Source organism: Shewanella algae, from assembly GCF_009183365.2.
Lineage (GTDB): Bacteria > Pseudomonadota > Gammaproteobacteria > Enterobacterales > Shewanellaceae > Shewanella > Shewanella algae.
Map to the genome: position 1 here is coordinate 134,090 of NZ_CP068230.1, position 24,132 is coordinate 158,221.

21 protein-coding genes are annotated in these 24,132 nt (G+C 55.0%); 13 read left to right on the plus strand and 8 right to left on the minus strand.

Annotated elements, in window-relative coordinates; translation table 11 throughout:
• Nucleotides 1–547 precede the first annotated feature (547 nt).
• Together E1N14_RS00615 and E1N14_RS00620 are read left to right on the plus strand one after the other, a co-directional pair.
• Nucleotides 548–1,285, plus strand: coding sequence for a class I SAM-dependent methyltransferase (locus E1N14_RS00615; RefSeq protein ID WP_025010590.1), 738 nt, complete (start codon nucleotides 548–550; stop codon nucleotides 1,283–1,285).
• 147 nt (nucleotides 1,286–1,432) lie between these two features.
• Nucleotides 1,433–1,705 carry a DUF4242 domain-containing protein gene (locus E1N14_RS00620; protein ID WP_025010591.1) on the plus strand — a complete coding sequence of 91 codons (273 nt, stop codon included), beginning with the start codon at nucleotides 1,433–1,435 and terminating at the stop codon, nucleotides 1,703–1,705.
• A 735-nt stretch (nucleotides 1,706–2,440) separates the two neighbouring features.
• On the opposite strand, the gene E1N14_RS00625 is transcribed toward E1N14_RS00620, so the two are convergent.
• Complete coding sequence (locus E1N14_RS00625; protein WP_025010592.1) at nucleotides 2,441–2,854, minus strand: hypothetical protein; 414 nt, start codon at nucleotides 2,852–2,854, stop codon at nucleotides 2,441–2,443.
• A 695-nt stretch (nucleotides 2,855–3,549) separates the two neighbouring features.
• Complete coding sequence (gene hutI / locus E1N14_RS00630) at nucleotides 3,550–4,776, minus strand: imidazolonepropionase (RefSeq protein WP_062793506.1); 1,227 nt, start codon at nucleotides 4,774–4,776, stop codon at nucleotides 3,550–3,552.
• A 146-nt stretch (nucleotides 4,777–4,922) separates the two neighbouring features.
• Between hutI and hutC the strand changes: the two genes are divergently transcribed.
• From hutC to hutH, 3 genes are read left to right on the plus strand one after another with little or no spacing between them, the layout of a single operon-like run.
• Nucleotides 4,923–5,645 (plus strand): histidine utilization repressor, encoded by a 723-nt coding sequence (gene hutC, locus E1N14_RS00635; RefSeq protein WP_025889536.1) that lies wholly within the window; start codon nucleotides 4,923–4,925, stop codon nucleotides 5,643–5,645.
• A 47-nt stretch (nucleotides 5,646–5,692) separates the two neighbouring features.
• Entirely contained in the window at nucleotides 5,693–7,363 is a 1,671-nt protein-coding gene (gene hutU, locus E1N14_RS00640) for a urocanate hydratase (protein ID WP_025010593.1), read from the plus strand.
• Nucleotides 7,363–8,904 carry a histidine ammonia-lyase gene (gene hutH, locus E1N14_RS00645; RefSeq protein ID WP_062793505.1) on the plus strand — a complete coding sequence of 514 codons (1,542 nt, stop codon included), beginning with the start codon at nucleotides 7,363–7,365 and terminating at the stop codon, nucleotides 8,902–8,904. Before hutU ends, hutH begins: the two co-directional genes overlap by 1 nt.
• A 129-nt stretch (nucleotides 8,905–9,033) precedes the next feature.
• Here hutH and E1N14_RS00650 read toward each other — a convergent pair whose 3' ends face one another.
• A complete protein-coding gene (locus E1N14_RS00650) occupies nucleotides 9,034–9,717 on the minus strand; it encodes a DUF3157 family protein (RefSeq protein ID WP_025010594.1) in 684 nt (227 codons plus the stop codon).
• A 511-nt stretch (nucleotides 9,718–10,228) separates the two neighbouring features.
• On the opposite strand from E1N14_RS00650, the gene E1N14_RS00655 reads away from it, so the two are divergent.
• Together E1N14_RS00655 and E1N14_RS00660 are read left to right on the plus strand one after the other, a co-directional pair.
• Complete coding sequence (locus E1N14_RS00655) at nucleotides 10,229–10,663, plus strand: hypothetical protein (protein ID WP_054745069.1); 435 nt, start codon at nucleotides 10,229–10,231, stop codon at nucleotides 10,661–10,663.
• Between the two features lie 129 nt (nucleotides 10,664–10,792).
• Entirely contained in the window at nucleotides 10,793–12,073 is a 1,281-nt protein-coding gene (locus E1N14_RS00660; RefSeq protein ID WP_044733460.1) for a mechanosensitive ion channel family protein, read from the plus strand.
• A 30-nt stretch (nucleotides 12,074–12,103) separates the two neighbouring features.
• Here the strand turns inward: E1N14_RS00660 and E1N14_RS00665 are convergent, their stop codons facing one another.
• Nucleotides 12,104–12,724, minus strand: coding sequence for a LysE family translocator (locus E1N14_RS00665; protein ID WP_045283906.1), 621 nt, complete (start codon nucleotides 12,722–12,724; stop codon nucleotides 12,104–12,106).
• Between the two features lie 64 nt (nucleotides 12,725–12,788).
• Entirely contained in the window at nucleotides 12,789–13,346 is a 558-nt protein-coding gene (locus tag E1N14_RS00670; RefSeq protein ID WP_025010597.1) for a lysophospholipid acyltransferase family protein, read from the minus strand.
• A 443-nt stretch (nucleotides 13,347–13,789) separates the two neighbouring features.
• Here E1N14_RS00670 and E1N14_RS00675 point away from each other — a divergent pair, with 443 nt between their 5' ends.
• Together E1N14_RS00675 and E1N14_RS00680 are read left to right on the plus strand one after the other, a co-directional pair.
• Nucleotides 13,790–14,215, plus strand: a complete 426-nt coding sequence (locus E1N14_RS00675) for a YybH family protein (RefSeq protein ID WP_025010598.1) — start codon at nucleotides 13,790–13,792, stop codon at nucleotides 14,213–14,215.
• A 62-nt stretch (nucleotides 14,216–14,277) separates the two neighbouring features.
• Nucleotides 14,278–14,847: a Tll0287-like domain-containing protein gene (locus E1N14_RS00680; RefSeq protein WP_025010599.1), complete on the plus strand. Its 570-nt coding sequence runs from the start codon at nucleotides 14,278–14,280 to the stop codon at nucleotides 14,845–14,847.
• On the opposite strand, the gene E1N14_RS00685 is transcribed toward E1N14_RS00680, so the two are convergent.
• Both E1N14_RS00685 and E1N14_RS00690 read right to left on the minus strand, forming a co-directional pair.
• The gene (locus E1N14_RS00685; protein WP_025010600.1) at nucleotides 14,810–15,589 is read right to left on the minus strand and encodes an NRDE family protein; all 780 of its coding nucleotides are present in this window, start codon (nucleotides 15,587–15,589) and stop codon (nucleotides 14,810–14,812) included. The genes E1N14_RS00680 and E1N14_RS00685 overlap by 38 nt on opposite strands.
• Nucleotides 15,590–15,667: 78 nt before the next feature.
• Entirely contained in the window at nucleotides 15,668–17,302 is a 1,635-nt protein-coding gene (locus E1N14_RS00690) for a ZIP family metal transporter (protein ID WP_025010601.1), read from the minus strand.
• Between the two features lie 186 nt (nucleotides 17,303–17,488).
• Here E1N14_RS00690 and E1N14_RS00695 point away from each other — a divergent pair, with 186 nt between their 5' ends.
• The 4 genes from E1N14_RS00695 to E1N14_RS00710 all read left to right on the plus strand — a co-directional run bounded on the left by E1N14_RS00695 (nucleotide 17,489) and on the right by E1N14_RS00710 (nucleotide 23,438).
• Entirely contained in the window at nucleotides 17,489–18,076 is a 588-nt protein-coding gene (locus E1N14_RS00695) for a YhgN family NAAT transporter (RefSeq protein ID WP_062793504.1), read from the plus strand.
• A gap of 32 nt (nucleotides 18,077–18,108) precedes the next feature.
• Nucleotides 18,109–20,238 (plus strand): MGH1-like glycoside hydrolase domain-containing protein, encoded by a 2,130-nt coding sequence (locus E1N14_RS00700; RefSeq protein ID WP_025010602.1) that lies wholly within the window; start codon nucleotides 18,109–18,111, stop codon nucleotides 20,236–20,238.
• Between the two features lie 99 nt (nucleotides 20,239–20,337).
• Entirely contained in the window at nucleotides 20,338–20,625 is a 288-nt protein-coding gene (locus E1N14_RS00705; protein WP_025010603.1) for a hypothetical protein, read from the plus strand.
• The gene (locus E1N14_RS00710; protein ID WP_062793503.1) at nucleotides 20,622–23,438 is read left to right on the plus strand and encodes an immune inhibitor A domain-containing protein; all 2,817 of its coding nucleotides are present in this window, start codon (nucleotides 20,622–20,624) and stop codon (nucleotides 23,436–23,438) included. Before E1N14_RS00705 ends, E1N14_RS00710 begins: the two co-directional genes overlap by 4 nt.
• Before the next feature lie 62 nt (nucleotides 23,439–23,500).
• Here E1N14_RS00710 and E1N14_RS00715 read toward each other — a convergent pair whose 3' ends face one another.
• Complete coding sequence (locus E1N14_RS00715) at nucleotides 23,501–24,079, minus strand: chorismate--pyruvate lyase family protein (protein WP_025010604.1); 579 nt, start codon at nucleotides 24,077–24,079, stop codon at nucleotides 23,501–23,503.
• Between the last annotated feature and the right edge of the window lie 53 nt (nucleotides 24,080–24,132).

Genomic DNA, 24,132 nt, shown 5'->3' on the forward strand with positions numbered 1-24,132 from the left:
TCACAACAACTTCCCTGTTTAACGGCCAGCTCACCATCCCTGGTTCGCGCTCGAAAGCATGTTGCTGCGCAACTCTCGCCGAGTCACAGGATCGCCTATGCATAAGCCTGCGGCGGCTCCGAGGGGAATCGGGGCATTTCTTTTCCAGCCGTGTTGTTTGAAGCTGCTGGCAATGAAGCTTCCCGGTGATTGACAGTATTTCCCCGGTTTGATTAGAATCCGGGCAACTTCAAAGAGGTATCCTTTCATGACTCTCTACGCCTCGGATCAGCGAGTGACCCGAGTGTGCTCCGTACATTTGCTTGCGATGAAGCCTTGTCCGGAGCCTAATTAGGAAAGCCTGCGCTTTCTACCCAGTCATCGCCACGGCATTTTTCGGCGCCGCTTCGTAAGGGAAGGGCGCGTTTGCCTTGGCGCAGTCAACGGGGGCCATAGATGAATCTTCATCTGTGGCCCTTTTCGTATCCGCCTTTTGGCGAATTTCAAAGCGAACGGGTGCCGTTCGCTTTTTCTTTTTATACTCTGCATATATTTTCAGGAGACAGTTATGTCACAAAATATCTATGACAATCAGGGCTTTTTTGATGCCTATGCCCAGTTGCCTCGTTCGGTTCACGGTTTGGACGGTGCCCCGGAATGGCCGGTGCTTAAGGCCATGTTACCGCCGTTGAATGGTCGCGCCGTAGTGGATCTCGGTTGTGGTTATGGCTGGTTTTGCCGCGCTGCCAGGGAGTTGGGGGCCGAGTCAGTGCTGGGGATAGATCTCTCAATCAAGATGCTGGCCGAGGCTCGGGCGACAACCCGGGATGAGGCGATTGAATATCGACAAGGGGATCTAGATGGTCTAACTCTGCCATCAAACAGTGTCGATTTGGCATATAGCTCGCTGGCACTGCATTATCTTGCGGATCTTCGGCCCTTGTTTGCGACTCTGTATCAGGCACTGAAACCCGGCGGCAGCTTGGTGTTCAGTACCGAGCATCCTATTTTTACCTGCTCACCGAATCAGGGGTGGCTGGTGGATGAAGCCGGTAAGCGTTCCTGGGCAATTAACAGTTACCAGGCTGAAGGTGAGCGCAGTAGCGACTGGTTGGCCAAAGGGGTGATCAAATACCACAGAACCTTAGGCACTACGGTCAATGCCCTGTTGCAGGCAGGATTTGAGTTGTGTGAGCTCAATGAATGGGGCCCTTCGGCAGAGCAGATAGCCGCCAATCCCGCGCTTGCCGAGGAAGCCGAGCGACCCATGCTATTGTTGGTGGCTGCTCAGAAACCTTTGGGGTGATAACCCCAAGAACTCAAAACAGCGATTAGGGATACTGATGCAATTAGCGGGCATACGCCTATTATTCCTGTGTCGGCAACGCCTTGTCCAAGCGGAAGCTGGCCCCTTCAGGAACTATACTGAACGGGATCCCGTAAGGAGGTTGTTATGCCTAAATTCATCATTGAAAGAGACTTACCTGGGGCCGGAGGTTTATCCGCAGCTGAGTTTCGCGAAATCTCACAAAAGTCCTGTGCCGTGTTGGAAGATATGGGGCCGAAGGTCCAGTGGGTAGAGAGCTTTGTGACCCCGGATAAGGTTTACTGCGTTTACATAGCCCCCAATGAGGCACTGGTGCGTGAACATGCCGAAAGGGGCGGTTTTCCTATCAATGCGGTCAATGAAGTGAGACGTTCAATCGACCCAACGACAGCGGAGTAACTCAAAAGGGGCTTTGCTTGTTCAAAGTCCCTTGTATCCCCAAAGGTATGCCGGATTGTTGCCAAAGTTGCCAATTGGCTTGAAGCCATGATAGCCGCTGTGCCAGCGGCCTAAAGTCGTGGTGTTCCACACCACACCGGGCAGGGGCTTTGCTTGTCCAAAGCCCCTTGCATCCCCAAGGACACCCCGACGTAGCCGAAATCCCCGCTGGCTTATGAATCAAATTGGCTACACTCAGGACTCGCCTCCTTGCTCGACCTTCGAGCCTCGACATCCCTGTCTCGGCTACGCCAATTTGCAACAACGCCCGCGGCGGCTCCGAAGGGGGAATTGGTGCAATTCTTCCCACACAGAGTTGTTTTAAGCTGCAGACATACACCTAATTATCAGGCATAGGCGGAACTGTGACCGTCGAAAACAGGGATGTTTTCGTCGAGGCTACAGGGACGTATTAACGCCGTGTCACAGGATCGCCTATGCATAAGCCTGCGGCAGGCAATGGGAGACATCCGTTGCTGGAAGTCCAACCTATGTTATCTGGCTTATTTTGAGCTGAAAACAATGCTAGCCGCTGTGCCAGTGGCCTAAAGTCGTGGAGCAAGTGCACCCGCACTCGGAGCCCATGCAGCTCACTTCTGGACACAACTTTGTTAGATAATTAGCTCTAATTCGCAGGTTTCAGATTAAAACTTCTATGGGTGATGAAGGTGTGTAGTCAATGGCCTTGTTAAATGTTTAATCATGGGCACCCAATATGACATTCTGGATGTCTTTAGCTGCCACACCGGTTTCGCTGCCTGAATCTGTACGCATTATCGAAACCATATTTGTGAAAGCTTGACGTTGTTCGCTAGTGGCCATTGCTGCGCCTAATTTCTCAAAGGTGGAAAATGCCTTAATTGCTGAGTTTGAGCCATAAAGACAAATCCTGGCTTTAGCATCGCCGGTTCGAGAAAATAGCTCTTTCTTTTCTTGCGACCCCTCATTGGGGCGGAGCTGAGCTTGTTCACAGACACACTTTAAATAATCCATGTAAGCTTTAGAACGGAGATCTCTCAGATGGCGCTGGTTTTCAATATGGCGTGTAAAGAAATATTGAAGCGATGCCCCAATTATTACACCTAAAAATGATAAAAGACCTGTTAGCAATTAATAGTCTCCAAGTTGGCTTAGTGCTTAAAGGCACATAACGTTACACTCACTGGAATTCTTGGATCAAAGCGAATAAAAATCCGTGTGCAGTGGCTTGTCATATCACCATGCCTCAGTATTTTCACTTCTTGGACATACACTGGAATCTGTATCTTCCCATGAAGTCATTTCACCATTAGGGCATGGTGTGCCACAAATATCACAATCACTTCAATGTCCTCTGACTCCTCATTTTCATTATTCCACTACAGTTCTCTTGGTTAGGTACAACTTTCCTTAAGATATGTAATATTTTATTAGAGCGCATGTCGGTTTATTTCACTAGACCAGCTAAAATGCGCACACGAATATCGACTCACTCAAGACTTGCATAAGTTTAAATACGACTGTATGCCTGAGGCTCTTCTCTGAACGTGATTAATCGTTACAAACAGGATTTAGATGAGAACTTGTAGGGCCGTAAGTTAGTAAGTTTGCGATTTCTGGCTGATAGGTAACACACTTTTGGGCAGAACCAATCTCGGGCAATCTGTCAGATATGGTCACATTAAGGAAACGAAACTGACAGATTGGATTCAGATTAGTCCAGTTAAAACTGATGAGTCTAAGCTGTGCAGCTATTCCCTGGCGCTGGGAAGCTTGCGCACAAGCTATAGCAGGTCGGTGACCTGCCATCCAATCACTTGGCAAACTTATTGATGAATAAGTTTGCCTCCCTTGATGACATCCACCAATGGATTCACGCCGTAGCTGTAGGCGAGTTCCGCTGGGGTTGAGATCCGCCACAGGCAGAAGTCGGCATCCATTCCCTGGCGCAGCATGCCTATGTGCTGTTCGCGGCCCAGAGCGCGGGCGGCGTTGCGGGTGACACCGGCCAAGGCCTCTTCCGGCGTCAGGCGGAACAGGGTGCAGCCCAGGTTGAGCATCAACAGGGTTGAGCAGATGGGGGAAGTCCCCGGGTTGAAGTCGCTGGCCAGCACCATGGGCACCTGATATTGGCGCAACAAGGCTATCGGTGGCATCTGGGTTTCCCGCAAGAAGTAAAAGGCGCCGGGCAACAAGGTGGCGCAGGTGCCGCTCTCGGCCAGGGCCTTGACCCCGGCTTCATCCAGATACTCGATATGATCCACAGACTTGGCCCCCAGACGGGCGGCCAGTATTGAGCCGCCCATGTTGGAGAGCTGCTCGGCGTGCAATTTGATATCCAGCCCTTTGGCCTTGGCGGCGCTGAGAATGGCTTTTGTCTGTTGCAGGTCGAAGGCGATATTTTCACAAAACACATCGACGGCATCGGCGAGATCTTCCGCCAATACCTGAGGCAGCATCTCCTCGATTACCAGTTGCACATATTCCTGCTCCCGGCCTTGATATTCTGGAGGGAAGGCGTGGGCGCCCAGGAAGGTGGTGACCACATCCACATGGTGGTGTTTACCCAGCTCGCGGGCGACCCTGAGCAACTTGAGTTCGGTGGCGGTTTCCAGCCCGTAGCCCGACTTTATCTCCACCGTAGTAACCCCTTCCTTGGCCAGGGCGTTGAGACGGCGACGAGCCTCGTCGAACAGTTCGGCCTCGCTGGCCTCTCGGCAGGCCTTGACCGTGCTGATAATGCCGCCACCGGCACGGGCGATTTCTTCATAGCTGGCGCCCTTGAGACGCAGCTCGAACTCGTTGGCGCGGTTACCGGCAAACACCAGATGGGTATGGGCATCTATCAACCCGGGCGTCAGCCAGCCGCCTTTGCCCTTGTAAACCGGAGTTGCCAGCACGTCGAAGGCAGGCAGTTCGCTGCGCTTGCCAATCCAGGCTATTTTACCATCTTTTACTGCCAGGGCTGCGTCGGTGATGGCACCATAAGCCTCTGATACAGAAGGGTCCATAGTGGCAATATTGATATCTATCCAAACCTGATCCCAGGACATGCTTGCTCCTTGTTGTTTGCCTTAAAGCCGGCCGCGGTGGCGGCAACTGCCGTGATTTTGTGAGCTAACTTGTATTTACTTGTATATACAAGCTAGGATTATAGCCGAGTTTTTCAGCAGATTGAAACCAACACAGAGTCGATTCGATGAGCACAGCCAAGTTCGCCCGCATTAAACAGTACATCTCAGACCGCATTGAGTCAGGCGAATGGGTGGAGCACTCCAGGGTGCCTTCCGAAAACCAACTGGCGGAGCTGTTTGAGTGCAGCCGGATGACGGCCAGAAGGGCCTTGACCGAGCTGGTGGACAACGGCGTGCTGGAGCGCAGTCAGGGGCTGGGTACCTTTGTGGCCGAGTTCAAGTCGCAGTCATCCATGTTGTCTATCCGTAATATCGCCGATGAGATCAAGGCCCGCGGCCATGGTTACAGCGTGCAGGTGTTGGAGCTGACAGCCATAGAGGCCCTGGCGCCTATCGCCATCGCCTTGGGGTTGGAGACCGGCAGCCGGGTGTTTTACTCGGTGCTGGTGCACTGTGAAGAGGGGTTGCCGCTACAGCTCGAAGAGCGTTTCGTGAATCCCCAGTTAATCCCCGACTATCTGCAGCAGGATTTCAATTTGCAGACCCCTCATGAATATCTGTCGCAGGTGGCGCCTTTGACCGAGGCACGCCACACGATAGAGGCGATAGTCGCCAATGAACAGATACGCGCCCGCTTGGCGATTCCCGCCAGCGAGCCCTGTTTACAGATACTGCGCCGCACCTGGTCACGCCAGGGGGTGGTGAGTTTTGCCCGGCTGATCCATCCCGGCAGCCGCTTCCGTCTCGGAGGGCATTTGACCTTCAGAGGCGAACATAAAGCTAAATAAAAACAACAAAATAAACCACAAGACAAGCAACAGAGGAATGGAAGTTTATGGATAAGAGACATGATCCGGCGCGCAAAATCATTGCGCCGACCGGCACCACTCTGAACTGCAAGAGCTGGCAGACCGAGGCGCCGCTCAGAATGCTGATGAACAACCTGCATCCGGATGTGGCCGAGCGCCCCGAGGATCTGGTGGTTTACGGCGGCATAGGCCGCGCCGCCCGCGATTGGCAGTGTTTCGACAAAATCGTCGAGGTGCTCAAGCGTCTGGAAGAGGATGAAACCTTGCTGGTGCAATCCGGCAAGCCGGTGGGAGTATTCAAGACCCATAGCGATGCCCCCAGGGTGCTGATCGCCAACTCCAACCTGGTACCCCACTGGGCCAACTGGGAACACTTCAACGAGTTGGACAAGCAAGGGTTGGCTATGTACGGCCAGATGACAGCCGGCTCCTGGATCTACATAGGTACCCAAGGCATAGTCCAGGGCACCTACGAAACCTTTGTGGCCGTGGCCAAGCAGCATTTCGACGGTGAAGCCAAGGGCCGCTGGATCCTGACCGGTGGCCTGGGCGGTATGGGCGGTGCCCAGCCTCTGGCCGGTACCATGGCCGGATTCTCTGTGCTGGCCTGTGAAGTAGACGAGACCCGTATCGATTTTCGTCTGCGTACCCGTTATCTGGACAAGAAGGCCCACAGCCTGGACGAGGCACTGGCGATGCTGGAAGCCGCCAAGGCCGAGGGCAAGCCGGTTTCCGTCGGTTTGCTGGGCAATGCCGCCGATATCTTCAGTGAGCTGGTTGAGCGCGGCATTACTCCGGATGTAGTGACAGACCAAACTTCGGCACATGATCCGCTGAATGGCTATCTGCCTCAGGGTTGGACGCTGGAGCAGGCCAAGGAGATGCGCCTCAAAGACGAGGCTGCTGTGGTCAAGGCCGCCAAGGCTTCCATGGCGGTGCAGGTTCAGGCCATGTTGGCGCTGCAAAGCCGCGGCGCCGCGACCCTGGACTATGGCAATAACATCCGCCAGATGGCGTTTGACGAAGGCGTGGCCAACGCCTTCGATTTTCCCGGTTTTGTTCCCGCCTATATCAGGCCGCTGTTCTGTGAAGGCATTGGTCCGTTCCGCTGGGCGGCGCTCAGTGGTGACCCTGAGGATATCTACAAGACAGATCAGAAGGTGAAAGAGCTGATCCCGGACGACCCACACCTGCACAACTGGCTGGATATGGCCCGTGAACGTATCGCCTTCCAGGGGCTGCCGGCCCGTATCTGCTGGGTTGGCCTCAAAGACCGCGCCCGGCTGGCGCTGGCTTTCAACGAAATGGTGAAAAACGGCGAGCTGTCGGCGCCTGTGGTCATAGGCAGGGATCATCTGGATTCCGGCTCTGTGGCCAGTCCCAACCGGGAAACCGAATCCATGCTCGACGGTTCGGATGCAGTCTCCGACTGGCCGCTGCTCAATGCGCTGCTCAATACCGCCGGTGGCGCCACCTGGGTGTCGCTGCACCATGGTGGGGGTGTCGGCATGGGCTTCAGTCAGCACTCCGGGGTTGTGATCCTCTGTGATGGCAGCGACGCCGCCGCCAAGCGGGTCTCCCGGGTATTGTGGAACGATCCGGCCACGGGCGTGATGCGTCACGCCGATGCCGGCTATGAGATTGCCAAGTGCTGCGCCAAAGAGCAGGGCCTGGATCTGCCTATGTTGGAGGACTGATGATGACCACTCAAATCACTCTGACACCGGGAAGCCTGACACTGTCTGAACTGCGCAGTATCAGCCGCGCGCCAACCCAGCTGCAATTGCACCCGGAATCGCTGGCGGCCATCAACAGCAGCGCCGCCGTGGTGCAAAAAGTCTTGGATGAGGGCCGCACGGTTTACGGCATCAACACCGGCTTTGGCCTGTTGGCCAACACCAAGATTGCCCCGGCGGATCTGGAACTGCTGCAGCGCTCTATCGTGTTGTCCCACGCCGCCGGTACCGGCCAATTGATGCGCGATGAAACCGTGCGGCTGATGATGGTGTTGAAGATCAACTCACTGTCCCGCGGTTTTTCCGGGATCCGTCTCGAGGTGATCAACTTCCTGATCGCCCTGGTCAATGCCGGTGTCTACCCTTGCGTACCCGAGAAGGGCTCTGTGGGCGCCTCGGGCGACTTGGCGCCGCTGTCGCACATGTGTCTGCCGATCATAGGCGAGGGCGAAGTGCGTTATCAGGGGCGCATCATGCCCGCCATCGAGGGCTTGAGTATCGCCGGTCTGAAACCGATTGAATTGGCTGCCAAAGAGGGCCTGGCCCTGCTCAACGGCACCCAGGCATCGACGGCGTTGGCACTGGAAGGCTTGTTCCACGCCGAGGATCTGTTTGCCGCTGGCTCTGTGGTCGGCGCCATGAGTGTCGAGGCGGCCATGGGCAGTCGCAGTCCGTTCGACCCGAGAATTCATGCGGTGCGCGGCCAAAAGGGCCAGATAGACTCGGCGGCAGTATTCCGTCATCTGCTGGGGAGCGGTTCTGAGATTGCCGAGTCACACGCCAATTGTGAAAAGGTGCAGGACCCTTACTCCCTGCGCTGTCAGCCACAGGTGATGGGCGCTTGCCTAACGCAGATCCGTCAGGCGGCCGAAGTGCTGGAAATTGAAGCCAACGGCGTGACAGATAACCCGCTGGTGTTTGAAGATACCGGCGAGATCATCTCAGGCGGTAACTTCCATGCCGAACCAGTGGCCATGGCGGCGGATAATCTGGCGCTGGCCATTGCCGAGCTGGGGGCCATCAGTGAGCGCCGCATTGCGCTGCTGATCGATTCCAATCTTTCCAAGCTGCCGCCATTCTTGGTGGAAAACGGTGGGGTTAACTCGGGCTTTATGATTGCCCAGGTGACAGCTGCGGCACTGGCCAGTGAAAACAAGACCTTTGCTCATCCGGCCTCTGTCGACAGCTTGCCGACCTCGGCCAACCAGGAAGATCATGTTTCCATGGCGACCTTTGCCGCCCGCAGGCTCAAGGATATGGCGGAAAACACCCGCGGAGTACTGGCAGTGGAACTGCTGGCTGCGGCCCAAGGGCTGGATTTCCGCTCGCCGCTGCAGCCAAGCCCGGCGGTAGCCAAGGCCAAGGCTGAACTGCGCGAGCGGGTTGCCTTCTATGACAAGGACAGGTACTTCGGTCCGGATATCAGCAAGGCCACTGAGCTGCTGGCGAGTGGGCGCTATAATGCCTATCTGCCAAAGGAGCTGCTGCCAAGCAGCCTCTGAGCCGGGACGCGCCGAAAGGGCCAGCAGACCCTTTGGCATCTGACGGTACAAGAGTCCGTATAAGAAACACAAAGAGCGCCATTTGGCGCTCTTTGTTTATCAAATTAACACAATGCCTAGAGGCTGGCGTTACCAGGTATCCAATTCTGTGATCTTCAGATTCAGCAGCTGCTTCTGCCACTGGTTTTTATCTACTCCTTCAACCCAGATCACCGAGGATTGCCGCTGCTGGCCCTTGCGCAGATAGGTTTCCGGCATACGTTTGATGGCACGCCAGACCTGCAGCTCCTCTTCTTTCATCTTGCGCCCCTGATCGTTATAGAAGCTGGCACTGATCAGGACTTCGACCATATCTTCACTGCTGTTACTGTCAAGCTCGAAGGTCAGGCCCAGTTTGTCGCCTTTCCACTGCACTTGCTGCAGCGAAACGCTGATCCCTTCTCTGGCTGTCTTGCCGAGCAGTCCGGGAGTGGTCATGGCGCTCTGGGTCAGTTGCTCGACCACGGCGGTTTTGCTTGGCTCTGGTTTGGCGGCCATTTCCACTGCTGCCGCTGTGGCGGCTGTGGTATGGGCGGCCGAATTCGGCATCTCGGCAACCACTTCTTCAGTGGTCGTTTCGGGTTCGGCGGCGCTGATCACAGCTTCAGTGAGCACATACTCCCAGGTGAAGTCATCTTTGAGTATGACTCTGGCGCCGTTTTCAAGAGTGACTTCGGCCACCTGAGCCGGTTCGGCGATGGCAAAGTTTGAGCTCAGTATCAGTGCCAGGGCGCTGACGGCAAAGCTGGGTTTGAAAAGATTTTGTTTCGACATGAAAAAATTCGCTTGGCTGAATCCTGGGTCAACAATAACCGGGCTAACTTGGGCTGGCAATGACGAAAAACACAAACTTGGTTGCTTGGCATACAGTAAGCCGGGGTTGTATGTTCGAGTGCCTGTGCTTAGGGAAGGTGCGAACAAGCCCCATGCGTGCTCTGCGTCGGCTTACCGGGTTGGATACAAGGCGTGGTTCGCAGCAAATGGCCCAGTCCTTTGCAAGAAGGTGAGGTTGTTGCCCGCTAATGTGTCAGCCTTGACTGCAAAGAGTGTCAGAATTGTCTTGCCGGCGACTTTGGCTCTGGGTATGCCTGAAGGGTAAGGGCATTATGATCTCTTATACTTTGGCTGCGGTAGAGAGTCCTATGACACATCCACCCGGCTTTGTGGCGAATTAAACCATTCAATGAAACAATCGCCAAGTTTGTAACTCTTTGGTCAGCGTTTACTTACAGCATACCCCCCTATATGATCCCGCTCTTAGTCTATTTGATAGTTTGGAGAGGGTATGCCGTCGAATACCAAGGCCTGGTTGTCGAAGGCTCTGCAATTTGGCGGGGGATGCTTTTACCTGTTGCTGGCCTCTTGGAGTCTGTTCCATGTGGCAGGTTGGGTGGGCACGCTACCTGACCATAGCGAGCACTGTCAGGAATCGATACTGCTGAGTAGTTGGTCGCCGGATAAAGATTGGCAGGCAGACATCAGTTTTTCCAACTGCAGCCTGCACGGGCACGGACATTGGCAGAGCCATCTGGACTTGACTGATCTTGAGTCGGGTGAGCATTTTCCGAGTTTGCTGGTGGTATCTGGTCGCCACGATGAGTTGAAGCTCGACTGGCACAATCACAGAGAGTTATTGATTTCCGGGCTTCCCATAGATCACCTGGAGCACTTCCAGCAGCCATTGGGTGCCGAAGTGGTGCTCGCCTTAAAAGGTGATTGAGCGCACGTTTTCCTGTGCGGACGGGATCGACTGTTCAGCCAAAGTTAACACCTGTATGTTACTCTGCAACCTGACTCAGGTTTGAGTCGGGATGAGTGATTTTTCTCTGAGAGGTTAATTTTGGATAACTTGGACAAAGACTTGAGATTCGAACTGTCACACTGGTTATCGCAGCTGGGTATCGATAGCCAGCCAGCCGACGGTTTGTCCACTTCGCTCATGGTGCTTGCCTGCCTGTTGCTGGCGGGACTGGCTTATTTCATTGTTCGTCGCGGTGTGGTGCGGGCGATGAACCTGGTGATTCAACGTTCCAAGGTCACCTGGGACGATATCTTTATGCGCCATAGAGTGCTGGAAAAGCTGGCCATGCTGGTGCCGGCACTGGTGCTCAACCTGCTGATCCCCATAGCACTGACAGACCATAAACTGCTGGCCGGTTTGGTCGACAGGCTGCTGAGTGTCTGGCTGGTCGTCTTGCTGATCCGCGCTGCCTATTCGGCATTGGATGCGGTCAACGAGGTGGCGGACGTTAAGCTGATTAGCCGTCGTCTACCGGTGAAGAGCTTTGTGCAGTTGATAAAGCTGTTCCTGTTCTTCGTTGCCATCATTATTTCCATCTCTGTGCTCGCCAACCAGTCTCCTGTCTACTTCCTCAGCGGCTTGGGTGTCGCCACAGGTTTGGTGATGTTGGTGTTCAAGGACACCATTCTGGGGTTTGTTGCCGGTATTCAGTTGGCGGCTAACCGCATGGTCAGCACCGGCGACTGGATCCAGATGGATAAATACGGCGCCGATGGCGCGGTGGAAGAGGTGTCGCTGACAACGGTCAAGGTTCGCAACTGGGACAAGACCATCACAATGATCCCGGCCTATGCGCTGGTATCAGACGCCTTCCGTAACTGGCGTGGTATGTCTGAGTCCGGCGGCCGCCGAATCAAGCGCTCGGTCAACATAGATATCAACAGCATACGTTTTCTGACCGAAGAGGACAGGAAGAAGCTGGAGAAGATTAACCTGTTGAAAGAGTACCTGCCGAAGAAGATCCATGAGATCACTGAATGTAATGCCAAGGTGTCGGATATCGAAATGCCGGTCAATGGCCGCAGGCTGACCAATGTGGGAACCTTCAGAGCCTACCTGCTGGAGTATCTCAAGCACCACGACAAGGTGCATAAGGAGATGACCCTGATGGTGCGGCAGTTGGCACCCACCACCGAAGGTCTGCCGATCGAGTTATATATCTTCACCAATGATACCCGCTGGGCATATTATGAAGATATTCAGTCAGATATCTTCGATCATATCTTTGCCATCTTGCCACAATTCGATCTGCGTGCCTTCCAGGGCCCAACCGGCAATGATATTCGCAGCTTAAAAGATAATGGAGCCGGTGCAAATAAACCCACGTAGGCTTATTTACACCTTCCCTAAAGCCCTTCCTTAATCTTTAACGGCCAATACAGTGGCGAGGGTGACAAACACCCCGCCACTGACGCGATCCAACCAATGCAGCCGTTGGCTGCGCTTAAGCCATGAGGCCAGCACACTGGCCATAGAGGCGTAAATCATCACAAAGCTGAAGTCTACCAAGGCCCAGGTGGAAGCCAATACTGCCAACTGAGGTCCCTGGGGTGCGCTTACGTCGATAAACTGTGGAAACAGGGCGGCGAAAAACAGCAGATCCTTGGGATTGCTGATCCCCACCAGAAACGCCTGTCGAAACAGACTGAGAGGATGGCCATGTCCCTTGGGGCCGACACTTTGCTCGGCCGCATGGGGCTTGGTGAGCAGCAGTTTAATCCCCAGATACATAAGGTAAGCGGCACCGCACCATTTGAGCAGGGTAAAGCCGTATTCGCTGGCATGCAGCAGGGCGCTCAGTCCAGCGATGGAAGCCAACATCAACAGCAAGGCTGCCGTGACACTCCCTAAGGCCGTGGCCAGACTGCGGCGTTTACCAAAATGGATCCCGTGAGAGATAGATAACATGGCGATCGGGCCGGGGGAGATGGCTATCAGTAAGATCGCAAACAGGTACAGCAGGAAGGTCTGGTGATCCATAATTTTGTATACAAAGTTTCCGGGTAAGCGTCACTATAGTCCGGTGACGCCTGCCGGACAAGACTCACTTGTCCGCTGAATAGTCCGGAATCGCCTTGGGGAAGCGGCCGCGAATACCGCGGTAGAAGGCGATAAGCTGATCCATGTCTTGCTGCATGTCCGCACTCGGTATCAAAGGCTGATTGATCACTACCGCCTTCTGGCTGAAGTCCAACCCCACGGCCACAATCGGTACCCCTGCCTTGGAGGCGATATGGTAGAAGCCTGTCTTCCAACGCTTCACCGGGCTGCGGGTGCCTTCCGGAGCAAGCGCCAGCTTGAAGTTGGGATCCTGACGATACAACTCGCTGACCGCATCGACCAGATTGTTGTTCTTGCGTCTGTCTACCGGGCTGCCGCCTATGGCTCTGAAAAACCAGCCCCAGGGAGGAATGAAGAGTTGATGCTTGCCGAGAAAGTGGATCTTGACCGCCAGAGCCCCACGGGCGAGCACACCGAGAATAAAATCCCAGTTACTGGTGTGGGGGGCCACTATCACCAGATACTGCGGGGAGTCGGGCAGTTGTCCGCGAATTTGCCAGCCGAACAGAGAAAGCAGCCATTGGCAGATTTTTTTAAACATAGAGAGATGCCAAACCTTGGGTTGATTAAAGGTATAGTCCAAAAGTGGTCAGGGAGACGTCAGTCCTGTGCTTGGCGAAGACTTTCATTGACTTAACATAAACCTTCACTTAAGCAGTGGCCGAGGGAAAACATGATTTCAGCATTATCCCGTTTGTGCAAGCCTGGGTTCTTCTTCCTGAACACAGCCTGGCCGTCCACATCATACCAAGACGATGATTTACCCAGATCTGTCCCTATCGTACAAGGTAAGATGCGAACGAATCTCATATGTGCTCTGCGTCGGCTTACAGGACTGGATGCAAGGCATGGTTCGCAGCAAATGGCCCTGGTCCTTTGCAAGAAGCACTTCCCAAACAGATAGGTTAGTATCATACATAGAAGCCCAGTGATTGTGGCGACACAGTTTCCGGGTCTTGTTCAGGGAGGTGCAAAGGAGGGAGTATGAAAAAATTAATCTTTGGGCTCCTGTCTGTACTGCTGCTTGCGATCGCCCCGGCCAAAGCGGTACCGACAGATGAAATTACCGAGTTGCTTAATCGTCAGCAACAAGCCTGGAATCAAGGCGACATCAATGCCTATATGTTGGGCTACTGGCACGATCCCAAGCTGAGATTTGTCTCCAAAGGCGAGTTCAGATATGGCTGGGACAAGATGCTGGCCGCCTATAAGCGCAGCTATCCGGATCGCGCGACTATGGGCCAGCTCAAGCTAGAGCTCAAGGATGTGCAGATGTTGAGTAACTATTCCGCCTTGGTGGCCGGTCGTTGGGTCTTGCTCAGGCAAAAGGATAGTCCATCCGGGGTCTTTACCCTGTTGCTGGAGAAGAAAGACGACCAATGGGTAATCACTCACGATCACTCATCATGACTTGCATAGGGAATTAGATTTATCTAATATCTTTCCATTAAAAAAATCTAATGGAGCGCCCTATGTTGAAACCTACACTTATCGCCTTGCTGGCTTTCGCCTTGGTGAATCAAGCCATAGCCGAGCCGGCAACGGCAGAATTTAAAACCGAGGCTGCCGCGCTGGCCAAGCGCTTTGCCCAAACACTCAAGCCGCAACTGCAGCAAGCTCTGGCCGAAGGTGGCCCGGTGGCAGCCATCGAGGTTTGTTCCCATAAGGCGCCGGAAATTGCCCGCCAGCTCTCGGTCGAGAGTGGTTGGCAGGTGAAACGTGTCAGTCTGAAACCCCGTAATCCGGCGGCCGAGCCGGAGGCTTGGCAGCGACAGGTTTTGCTGTCATTTGATCAGCGGGCCGCAGCCGGTGAAGACCCGCAGACTCTGAGCCAGGTTACCCAGACTGAGTCACAGCTGCGTTTTATGAAGGCCCAGGGCGTAGCACCGCTTTGCCTCACCTGCCATGGTAGCCAATTGGCGCCCGAGGTCAAAACTGCATTGGATAAGCACTACCCGAATGACAGCGCCAGAGGTTATCAGCCGGGGCAGATCCGCGGCGCCATCAGCATAGTGGCTCCGCGTTTGTCAGCACAAAACTGAACTGCTCCAACCCCAATTGCCGCCCTTTGCCATCATACCTGGCTTCGTAAAAGTTCAGCTGACCCTCGCGGGAGAGGAATATCAGGCTGGTGGCCCGGGTGCCGTATTCCGGATGGCGAATATAGATGGACGACAGGCGCCGCTCCCATTCCAGGCTGACACCTGTGTTTGGCAGGCTGGTGTCCGGCGCCGGGGTCTCATCACGCATTATTGCCAGCAGCTTATCTATATCCGGCTTGGCCGATTGGCTTATCAATCGCTCCAATGCCTGCTCGCCGCGGGCCATCTTGGGCCAGATATCATCCAAGGCACCATTGCTGATGGCGTGAAAGCCCCTGTTCAAGCGGCGCAATGACTTATCCAGGCTGTGATAACACCAAAAGTGCTTGCCCTGGCCGAAAACCAGATTGAAAGGATTATAGTTGTCGCTGTGCTCGCTGAGCCATTGCGGCTCTATTGGCGTTTGACTATCGAGCGCCTTGAGTACCAACTCCCCGCGGCTGCGCATACCATCCGGCTGAGTGATCGGCTGACGGATATTGGTGAGGCCGGCCATCATTCCCAGGCGATTACAGCCAAGCCAGGTACCCCCTGCCTGCAGATCCTTACCCGCCAGCAGTTGCTGCTGTGGTGGCCAAAAGTGTGCCGGGGCCGTGGGCCTGTGATGAAACTCATCGCGGTTGGCGCAGAGGATCAGCGGATAATCCGGGTGCTGATCCAGCGCCAGAAACAGAATGCACATGGGCTGTCCTTATGCCTAGTCTAAATGCGGGCTTATCCCACAAGTTAGCCAACAAAAGCGCCAATTGACAGGGTTAAATCAGTGAGAGCCTTTGTCTTGATGCTCATGGCCATTATGGTGAGCATGGCCGTGTGAGTCATGGCTGCTCGAACCGTGGCTATGTGAACCATGGTTATGGCCTGAGTCATTGTGTTGTCCCGAGCCATGGTCATGGCTGTGGCCTTTGGCCAGCCACATTCCCCGCAAAAACTTGCGTGGCCCCTGACGCAGCAAGCTGCTGGAGTAGAGCAGACACAGCAGCGTCAGCGCCGGGTAGCTTATCTCTTTCGGCAGATCGCCCAGCTCACGCCACTGTGGTTGCCACCAGGCAATGCCGCTAAGCAAAATGAGTAACAGCAACAACATACCGAGCCGTTGGCTCCAGCTCATCAACTTGAGTTGTGACAGGTTAAGCACAGGTGCGGCTATCAGGGTCAAGGCTACCGCCAAGGGGCTCCAGCCGCTGTAGGCCAGCGACATAGCCAACACGGCGGCGCCCAGATTACAGAAACGCAGCGGCAGAAACAGCAAGGCCAGCACCAGCACTTGCGCCACCGGATGCGACAGCGGCACTGACGGATGGCCTATCAGATTGGCGAGGATCAGACTGAGCAAGATCCAGGGCGCGCTTCTATCCACCAGATGGGTGAAACCGAAATGCCAGGCCGACTGCGGCACCTTGGCGTGGGGATCGGTCAATTCGACGTGGGCACGGCTCAAAAACAGTCCCAACGCGACAAGAGCGAGTGCTTGCAGCAGGGCAAACTGCCAGCCCAGCAGTACCAAGGTCAGCAACAAGGCTTCAGGGCCGGCGAGACGCTGCAGCCAGCGCCCCGGTAGCGAGGCTTGAGTGGGAGACAGCCCCGCGGCAAAACGTATGCTGGCCAGGGCATAGGCTGCCAGCAATACCGGGGCCAGTAACAACAGCCAGTGCAGCAGTTGATCTGTGCTGTGGTCATGATGAGCGTGTTGGTGGCCGCCGGAATCCATCATCAGCAGCAATGCCAGCAGGCCTATCCCCAGCAGGCTGCCTATGCCGGCATGGTATTCATATTTGCTGCTAGGGGTTTGCTGCCCATGGCCATGGGGCTGATGCAGCACCACATGCAAAATAGAACCTGTGACAAAGGCTTGCAGGTAAACGGTATTATCCAGGCTCAGATGGCTGAGCAGCTGCTCACCGGCGAAGTAGCCCACAGAAGTCAGCGCCATCATGGCCAACAAAACCAGGCTGGCCCAACGAGTGCCGACCTGGGGTTTGAGTAACCACCAAATCGCCAGGCCCACTGGCAGCCTGTGCATGATTACCCCAAGTGCCAACAGGCTGGAGTTGCCTTCCTGTTGCGCCAGCACCATGGCGCCACCATCTGTGATGGTGTGCAGCAACAAGCCGCCGATCCCCAGCGTGAGGGTCAGGTTATGGGTGATCTCTGAATAGCGATGAAACAACTTCTCGCTGGCACTCGGGCCCCAAAGGCCGAGGATCACGAAGATGATCGCCAGTATGCCGCCGTGTTCCAGCAGTTCCGGCAGGATATGGATCAGTACCAGGCCGCCGAGGGAAACAAAAATAAAGCCGTCCAGACCCTTCTGCAAACCGCTTCCTGAAGAGAAGTAGCGATAAAACAGTGGACCCAGGAGCAGGGCGATACAACTGGCGACGAGATAGAGCATGAATTTCACGGCTGAAGTTTAGAGAACGCCATAGTATACCAGCAGCTGCGCAAATGAGCAGTGCCGTTACCTGGAATTTACCTTGAAGGATTTTCCACCCGAGACCAAGGATAAAAGTCCACTGCCGGTGACCAAAAAGTTATACAATAGTCGACTCTATGTTGTTTTGTTGGTGAATGGATATTTATGGATACTCTGTCGGCTGCCGTAATGCTGTTTCTCATTATGGATCCCTTGGGCAACTTGCCTATCTTTGCCTCTATATTGCGTCATATAGAGCCCAAGAAACGCCGCCGAGTGCTGATCAGAGAGCTGATTTTTGCCTTGTTGATCATGCTGTTGTTTCTTTACGCCGGTGAAGCCATCCTGAATTTCCTCAATCTCAAGTCAGAATCGGTCAGTATTGCCGGTGGCATTATCCTGTTCCTGATAGCCATCAGGATGATCTTCCCCCAACCCGGTGGGGTGGTGGGCCTGGCCGCCGGTGAAGAGCCTTTCATTGTGCCGATGGCGATTCCCTTGATGGCGGGCCCTTCGATTCTGGCGGCGCTGATACTGCTGGCCCATACGGATAGCAGCCGTATGACGGACTGGACCATAGCCTTGGTAGCGGCTTGGGGCGCCAGTGTGGTTATCCTGATGTTCTATAAGCTATTTACCCGGGTGTTGGGTGACAAGGGGCTCACGGCGGTCGAGCGCTTGATGGGTATGGTGCTGGTGATGATTTCGGTGCAGATGTTCCTCGATGGCGTCTCCCGATATTTGAATCCCTGAGTTGTTAACCGTTTTGTTGAGTCGAGGTAGAAGTGCTTAGTTGTGCCCTGATCTGTGCTTTGAGTCTGGCCGCCGGAGATTATGACAATCTCTTGCCCTATCAAGGCACGCCGCAACAAGCACAGGAGCGGGATGTCGCCGGGAATCTGAAGATCCCCGCTGTCTACATGGATATGGGCGCCTGGCATGGATACCATCTGCCTGATGATCCTGCATTTTATGGCAGCTTCACCGGCCCCTTGATCATCGCCCAGGAATACAGCCTACATCTGGCGCCCAGCTTGCAGCACCTCAGTGTATTGGAGTTGAGCACAGGGCAGGCGAAGAATTTTGCCGAAGCGGAGAGACGCCTGTTCAGTCGCCCGGATGGCCTGTATCAGGAATATCGCTGGAAAGATCTCAGCCTCAGCACCAGGCTCTATTTTGCCGATGAGCGCAGCTCACTGATTGAGACTGTGCTGGAAAATACCGGCTCCCAAGCCGGTCAGTGGCAATTGCAGTGGCAGGGAGAGCCCTTCGACAAGGCGGTAGGCAAGCCCTGGATTGCCGGCAGACAATTTGCGACCAATCAACTGGAGTGGCAGTTTCGGCCACTGAGAAAAACCTGGTCGCTGCTGCTCGATGATGCCAAATTCCGCATAAGCTTCCGTGAACCCACCTTCCTGGAAGAGCGGGGGGCTCGGGGGTACCGAGCCAGTTCTGAAGTGCTGAACCTGGCCCCCTCTGAGCGACGCAGTTTTCTCAGTGCCCAGCAATATTTTCACACCGCAGCTGAGGCAAAGCCGCTGCAGTGGCCTAAGTTGTTGCAGAGCGCCGAGCGCAACCATAGTCGCTGGGGTTGGCGTCTGGCCAAGTTAGCCGATGGCGACTTGGGACAAAAGCGCATGGCTGCCAGGGCCATCAGCACCCTAACACATAACTGGCGCAGCCCGGCCGGGGCCCTGCGTCACCACGGGGTAACGCCTTCGGTCACCTACCAATGGTTCAATGGTCTCTGGGCCTGGGATAGCTGGAAACAGGCGGTGGCCTTGGCGCGAGTCGAGCCCTGGCTTGCCAAGTCCAATGTGCGGGCGATGTTTGACTATCAATTTGATGAGCAGGATCCCGTCAGGCCCCAGGATGCCGGCAGCATGCCGGATGCGGTGTTTTACAACCAAGATGCGGCCCGCGGCGGTGACGGCGGCAACTGGAATGAGCGGAATGGCAAACCGCCGTTAGCGGCCTGGGCCGTATGGGAGATCTACCTTCAGGACGGTGACAAGGCATTTGTCGCCGAGCTTTACCCAAGACTGATGGCCCTGCATGCCTGGTGGTATCGCAACCGGGATCATGACGGCAATGGCCTGGCGGAATATGGCGCCAATTTGCATCCGCTGCACGGTGAGCCCGGGGCGCTTAATCGTGATGCCATCATTCAGGCGGCAGCCTGGGAGTCCGGGATGGACAATGCGCCCAGATTCGATGCCGATAACAGCTTGAAAGTACTGGAAAATCGCGACGCCAAGGGGCGTTTGCTCGGCTACTCACTCAATCAGGAGAGTGTCGATCTCAATGCATTTCTCTATGCCGATAAGCAGTATCTGGCGCAAATGGCCAGTCTGTTGGGGCGGGAAGCCGAAGCAATGCAACTGCGGCAACAGGCCCAGCGACTGGGACAAGCGATTCGGCAGACGTTTTACGACCCTGCCAGCGGTTTCTTCTATGATGTACGCTTCGATGCCGAGGGCAAGCGGCGATTGCTCAGCGACAATAAGGGCACTGAAGGTTGGATCCCGCTGTGGGCCAGTGTCGCTTCGCCTGAGCAGGCCGAAGCGCTGGTAAAGCGGCAACTTAGGCCAGAAAGCTTCGGCACCCAGGTGCCGTTTCCGACCGTGAGCCGCGACAGCCCAGAGTTTGCCCCCGACAGATATTGGCGCGGGCCGGTATGGCTGGATCAGGCCTTCTTTGCCATCAAGGGGTTGCAGCATTACGGTTACCGGCAACAGGCAAGTGCAATGTCGCGGCGTTTGCTGGCGGCCACTGCCGCCGATAGCCGGGATCTGCCGATACGGGAAAATTACCATCCGCTCAGTGGTGAAGGACTGCATTGCACCAACTTCAGCTGGTCAGCTTCGGTCTTGTTGTTGCTTTATAGCGAAGGTTTGTTGTCTGAGGCTGAATAATCCCTGAATGAGGCGAATTGGTCGCGACTTTCTGCTGTGCAATCTCATGTGCTGCTGTTAATCTTCTGTACTATCTCTGTTAACGATAAGGTGCGACCGGTGCGACTGCCATCAACTCTTGCTATCTGTTTGTTTCTGGGTGCCTGTCAGGCCGGGGACGGCACGGGAACCGATGTCGTTCAGGAAGGAAACCGAGAGGTTAAACCTTTGTTGCCCTGTGGCAGTGGGGCACCTGTAGTAAATCGGGCTAAAATTAAAGCCAGTCTGATAGAGCGCAACATCATCACTCCGCAAATGAGTGAGCAAGAGGCCGAAGCCAAGCTCTCTGAGTATATCCAGCAGCGCAATCAGAAGTTTGAAAAGTGTATTAAGGAGCCCAAGTCATGAGTTTGAAGTCGTTACTGGCCCTGGCCTTGGGGGCATCTTGTCTATTTGGGGCAACGAATGTTTTAGCCGCTACGGCTCCGGCGGATCCCGGAGTGATCAATAAAGAGCAGATCCTCTATTGGCTGGTGAAACGCGGTGAACTTGATGCCGAGGCCTCTGAAGAGGAACGGCAGCAGGCGCTGGCGGCCTATACGGCCAAATCTACTGGTGCAGGCAGCAAGGCCGCACAAGTGCTCAAGGCCAGAGAACAGCAACTGCTGCAACAGGCACGAAGTAATAGCCTGCGTCAAAGCAAGTTAATGCGGGCACAGTCGCGGGTGGCCGATACCGATGTAACCAAGCGGGTCAAGGTGTTGGCCGTGCTGGTGGATTTTCCCGACTTGCCCTATAACAACAATCGCCTGAGTCCAGGCGATACCGAGATGTATTACGCCAACTACTCGGTAGCCCATTACCGTGGTCTGTTGTTTTCCGATGCAGGTTTCCCTGGGCCCCAGGGGCAAACACTGCCCTCAGCCTATCAGTACTATCAAGCGGTTTCCGGCCAGAGCTTTTTCTTCAACGGTGATGTGAAAGGTTGGTTCAGAGCCAGCCAGAATGCCGCCTACTATGGTGCCAACGACCCGAATAATAACAATGACGACAAGGCTGCCACCGAATTGGTGGAAGAGGCGGTCGCGGCTGCAGTTGCTACCATGAGCGCCGATGAGCTGGCGCAGTATGATATTGAAGATCCTTATGATATTGACGGCGACGGCAACCTGGATGAACCCGATGGGATTTTGGATCATGTGATGATCTTCCATTCCAGCATAGGTGAAGAGGCCGGTGGCGGCGTGCTCGGTGATGATGCCATCTGGTCACACAGATTCTTTGTTCCCTCGGCGCCAGGTCAATATGGTCAGGCTATCCCGGGCAGCAATATGCGTCTGTTCGGTTACACCATTCAGCCGCTGGATGCCGGAACCGGTGTCTGTACCCATGAGTTTGGTCACGACCTCGGTTTACCGGATGAGTATGACACCAGTACCGAAGCCAGCGATGGCTCGCCTGTGGGCCTCTGGTCTCTGATGTCCGGCGGCAGCTGGGCAGGTTCTCCGAGAGGCTCGCAGCCAAGTGGTTTCAGCCCCTATGCCCGCTCATTCCTGCAGGACAGATACAAGGGCCGCTGGGTCAACGAACAATCCCTGGATTATCAGGCGCTGGATAGCAACGGTACTCAAGTGACGCTGGAGCATGCCAATAGCAGTGGCGTAAACCAGTTGGCCATCAAGCTGCCGTCCGATTCCATCGCCTTCACCCCTGCCTATCAGGGGCAATACCAGTACTATTCGAATCAGGGCGATCAGCTCAACAATGCATTGTCGTTCGAGTTGCAACTACCCATGAGTACCAGTTTGACCCTGAAGATGAAGGCCCATTGGCAAATAGAGCAGGACTACGACTATGTGCAGCTGCTGGTGGATGGGGTGCCATTGGCGGGAAGCCATACCAAGAGCAGCAACAGCATCAACAATGCCGCCAATATTATCAGTGGTGACTCGGCGGCCTTGTCCGGTGGTGAGGGGGAACAGGGCTGGCAAGAGATAAGCTTTGATCTCAGCGCCTATGCCGGTATGAGCAAGCAGATAAGCCTGGTGTATCGTACCGATGAGGCGGTCGGTGGCTATGGCTTTGCTGTCGACGATATACGTCTCGAGAGTGACGGCAATCTGGTCTATAGCGATGATGCCGAGACGGCTCTGGAGACTGTGGTGCTTTCCGGTTTTGTTCGCACCGACGATACTCGCCCAGGCGCGCCGCGGCGTTATCTGCTGCAACTGCGCAACTATCAGGGCGTTGATGCCGGACTGCAGCAGGATAGCTATGAGCCGGGGCTCTTGGTTTGGTACGAAAACTTGGCCTACAGCGATAACAAGGTGGCCGAGCATCCTGGATACGGCCTCATTGGGGTGGTAGATGCGGATCAAAACCTGATAGGTAACCGGGACTCTGAGGTGCAGGTCCGTGATGCCAGCTTCAGTCTCTATCCACAGTCGGCTTTCTTCGGTGATACCCATCTTGGCAACAATAGTCTGTTTGATGACAGTGATGACTATAGTGCACCACTCAAGCCTCAGGCTGGCCTGGTGCTGCCCAAGCTGGGTCTTATGGTGCAGCTGCTGACCCAGGAGCAAGACAGCAGTCAGGCGCAGCTGTTGGTGAGTAAACGCGGCGACAGCAACGGCACAGAACTCAGCGCCAGCATTTCGGCCCAGCAGGAAGGTGGCGATGTCAGTTTCAGCGCCAATCTCAGTGGCGGTACTGCACCTTACACTTATCAGTGGGACTTTGGTGTCGGCGGCGTTGGCAGTACCCAAGCGACGCCTCAATACAGCTACAGTGAGTCCGGCACCTACACAGTCACACTGACGGTGACAGACGCCAATAACCGGCAGACCGTGACCAGCTTGCAACTGACGGTCAGCATTCCTCTGTCGGCGCTGTTCGATATCAGTGGTACAGGTTTAACCGTGCAGTTCAATAACCTCAGCCGCGGTGGTAGCGGAGAACTCAGTTATCAGTGGGACTTTGGTGATGGCCAGAGCAGCACTCTCGCTTCTCCCTCGCATACCTACAGTGCGGCGGGCAGCTACAGTGTGCGCTTGGTTGTGACTGACTCACAGAATAATCAGAGCAGTAATAGTCGTACCTTGGTGGTCTCCAACCCGGTTGTGCCTAATACGACACAAAGCAGTTCCGGCGGTGGTGGCAGTCTCGGTGGCCTGAGCCTATTGGGGCTGGCACTGATCGCCTGGCGGCGCAGGCGTTGACAGAATAAGGGACGCCTTGGCGTCCCTTATGTTTTGGGGAGTTCAGCAAAGGCTTTGTTTGATTAGGGGGTTAGTGGCCCTTGGTTAATGGCGGCAACCGCCGCCGGCAGGAAAATTTCACCGACAATCAGCTGTTGCTCATGGAAGTGAAAATAACGTCTTCTGCCCCATATTGCCTCAGTGGTGGGTTGTGACAGTGAGTCGGCGAGGGAGGCAATCCTGGATTGGCTGTCGAAACTGGCGACCTCTATGGCGCCGGGTTCAAAGCCGATATCGCCGAACAACAACTCTCCCAGGGGGCGGGTGCCCAACTTGCCCAGTCTCTGCTGTTGCTCCAGCAGCTTTGCCGGGATCAGGGTGCGGCCAAAGACCCAGGGAGTACCGTCCAGGCAGAGCAATACTTCCCTGATCCAGATGGCTTTATGTTCCTTACCCTGCCACTCCCGAGTGGATGAGGGCAGCATGGCTTCGCCGAGCAGTTTGACCTCAAAGTGGTTGCAGCAACTCTTGAGTCTCTTGGTGAGACTGCCGGTCGCCAGCAGCCAATCGTGCAATGGCGCTGCGGGAAGTTGCTGTGATTGCTCTGGCGAAAACCACTGAATTGATTCACCATAAGGAAAGCTTAAACTGGTCACACTCATCGGATACCCGGTACAATATTACAACCCGGGAGTCTATCACGCTTGCCCACAGG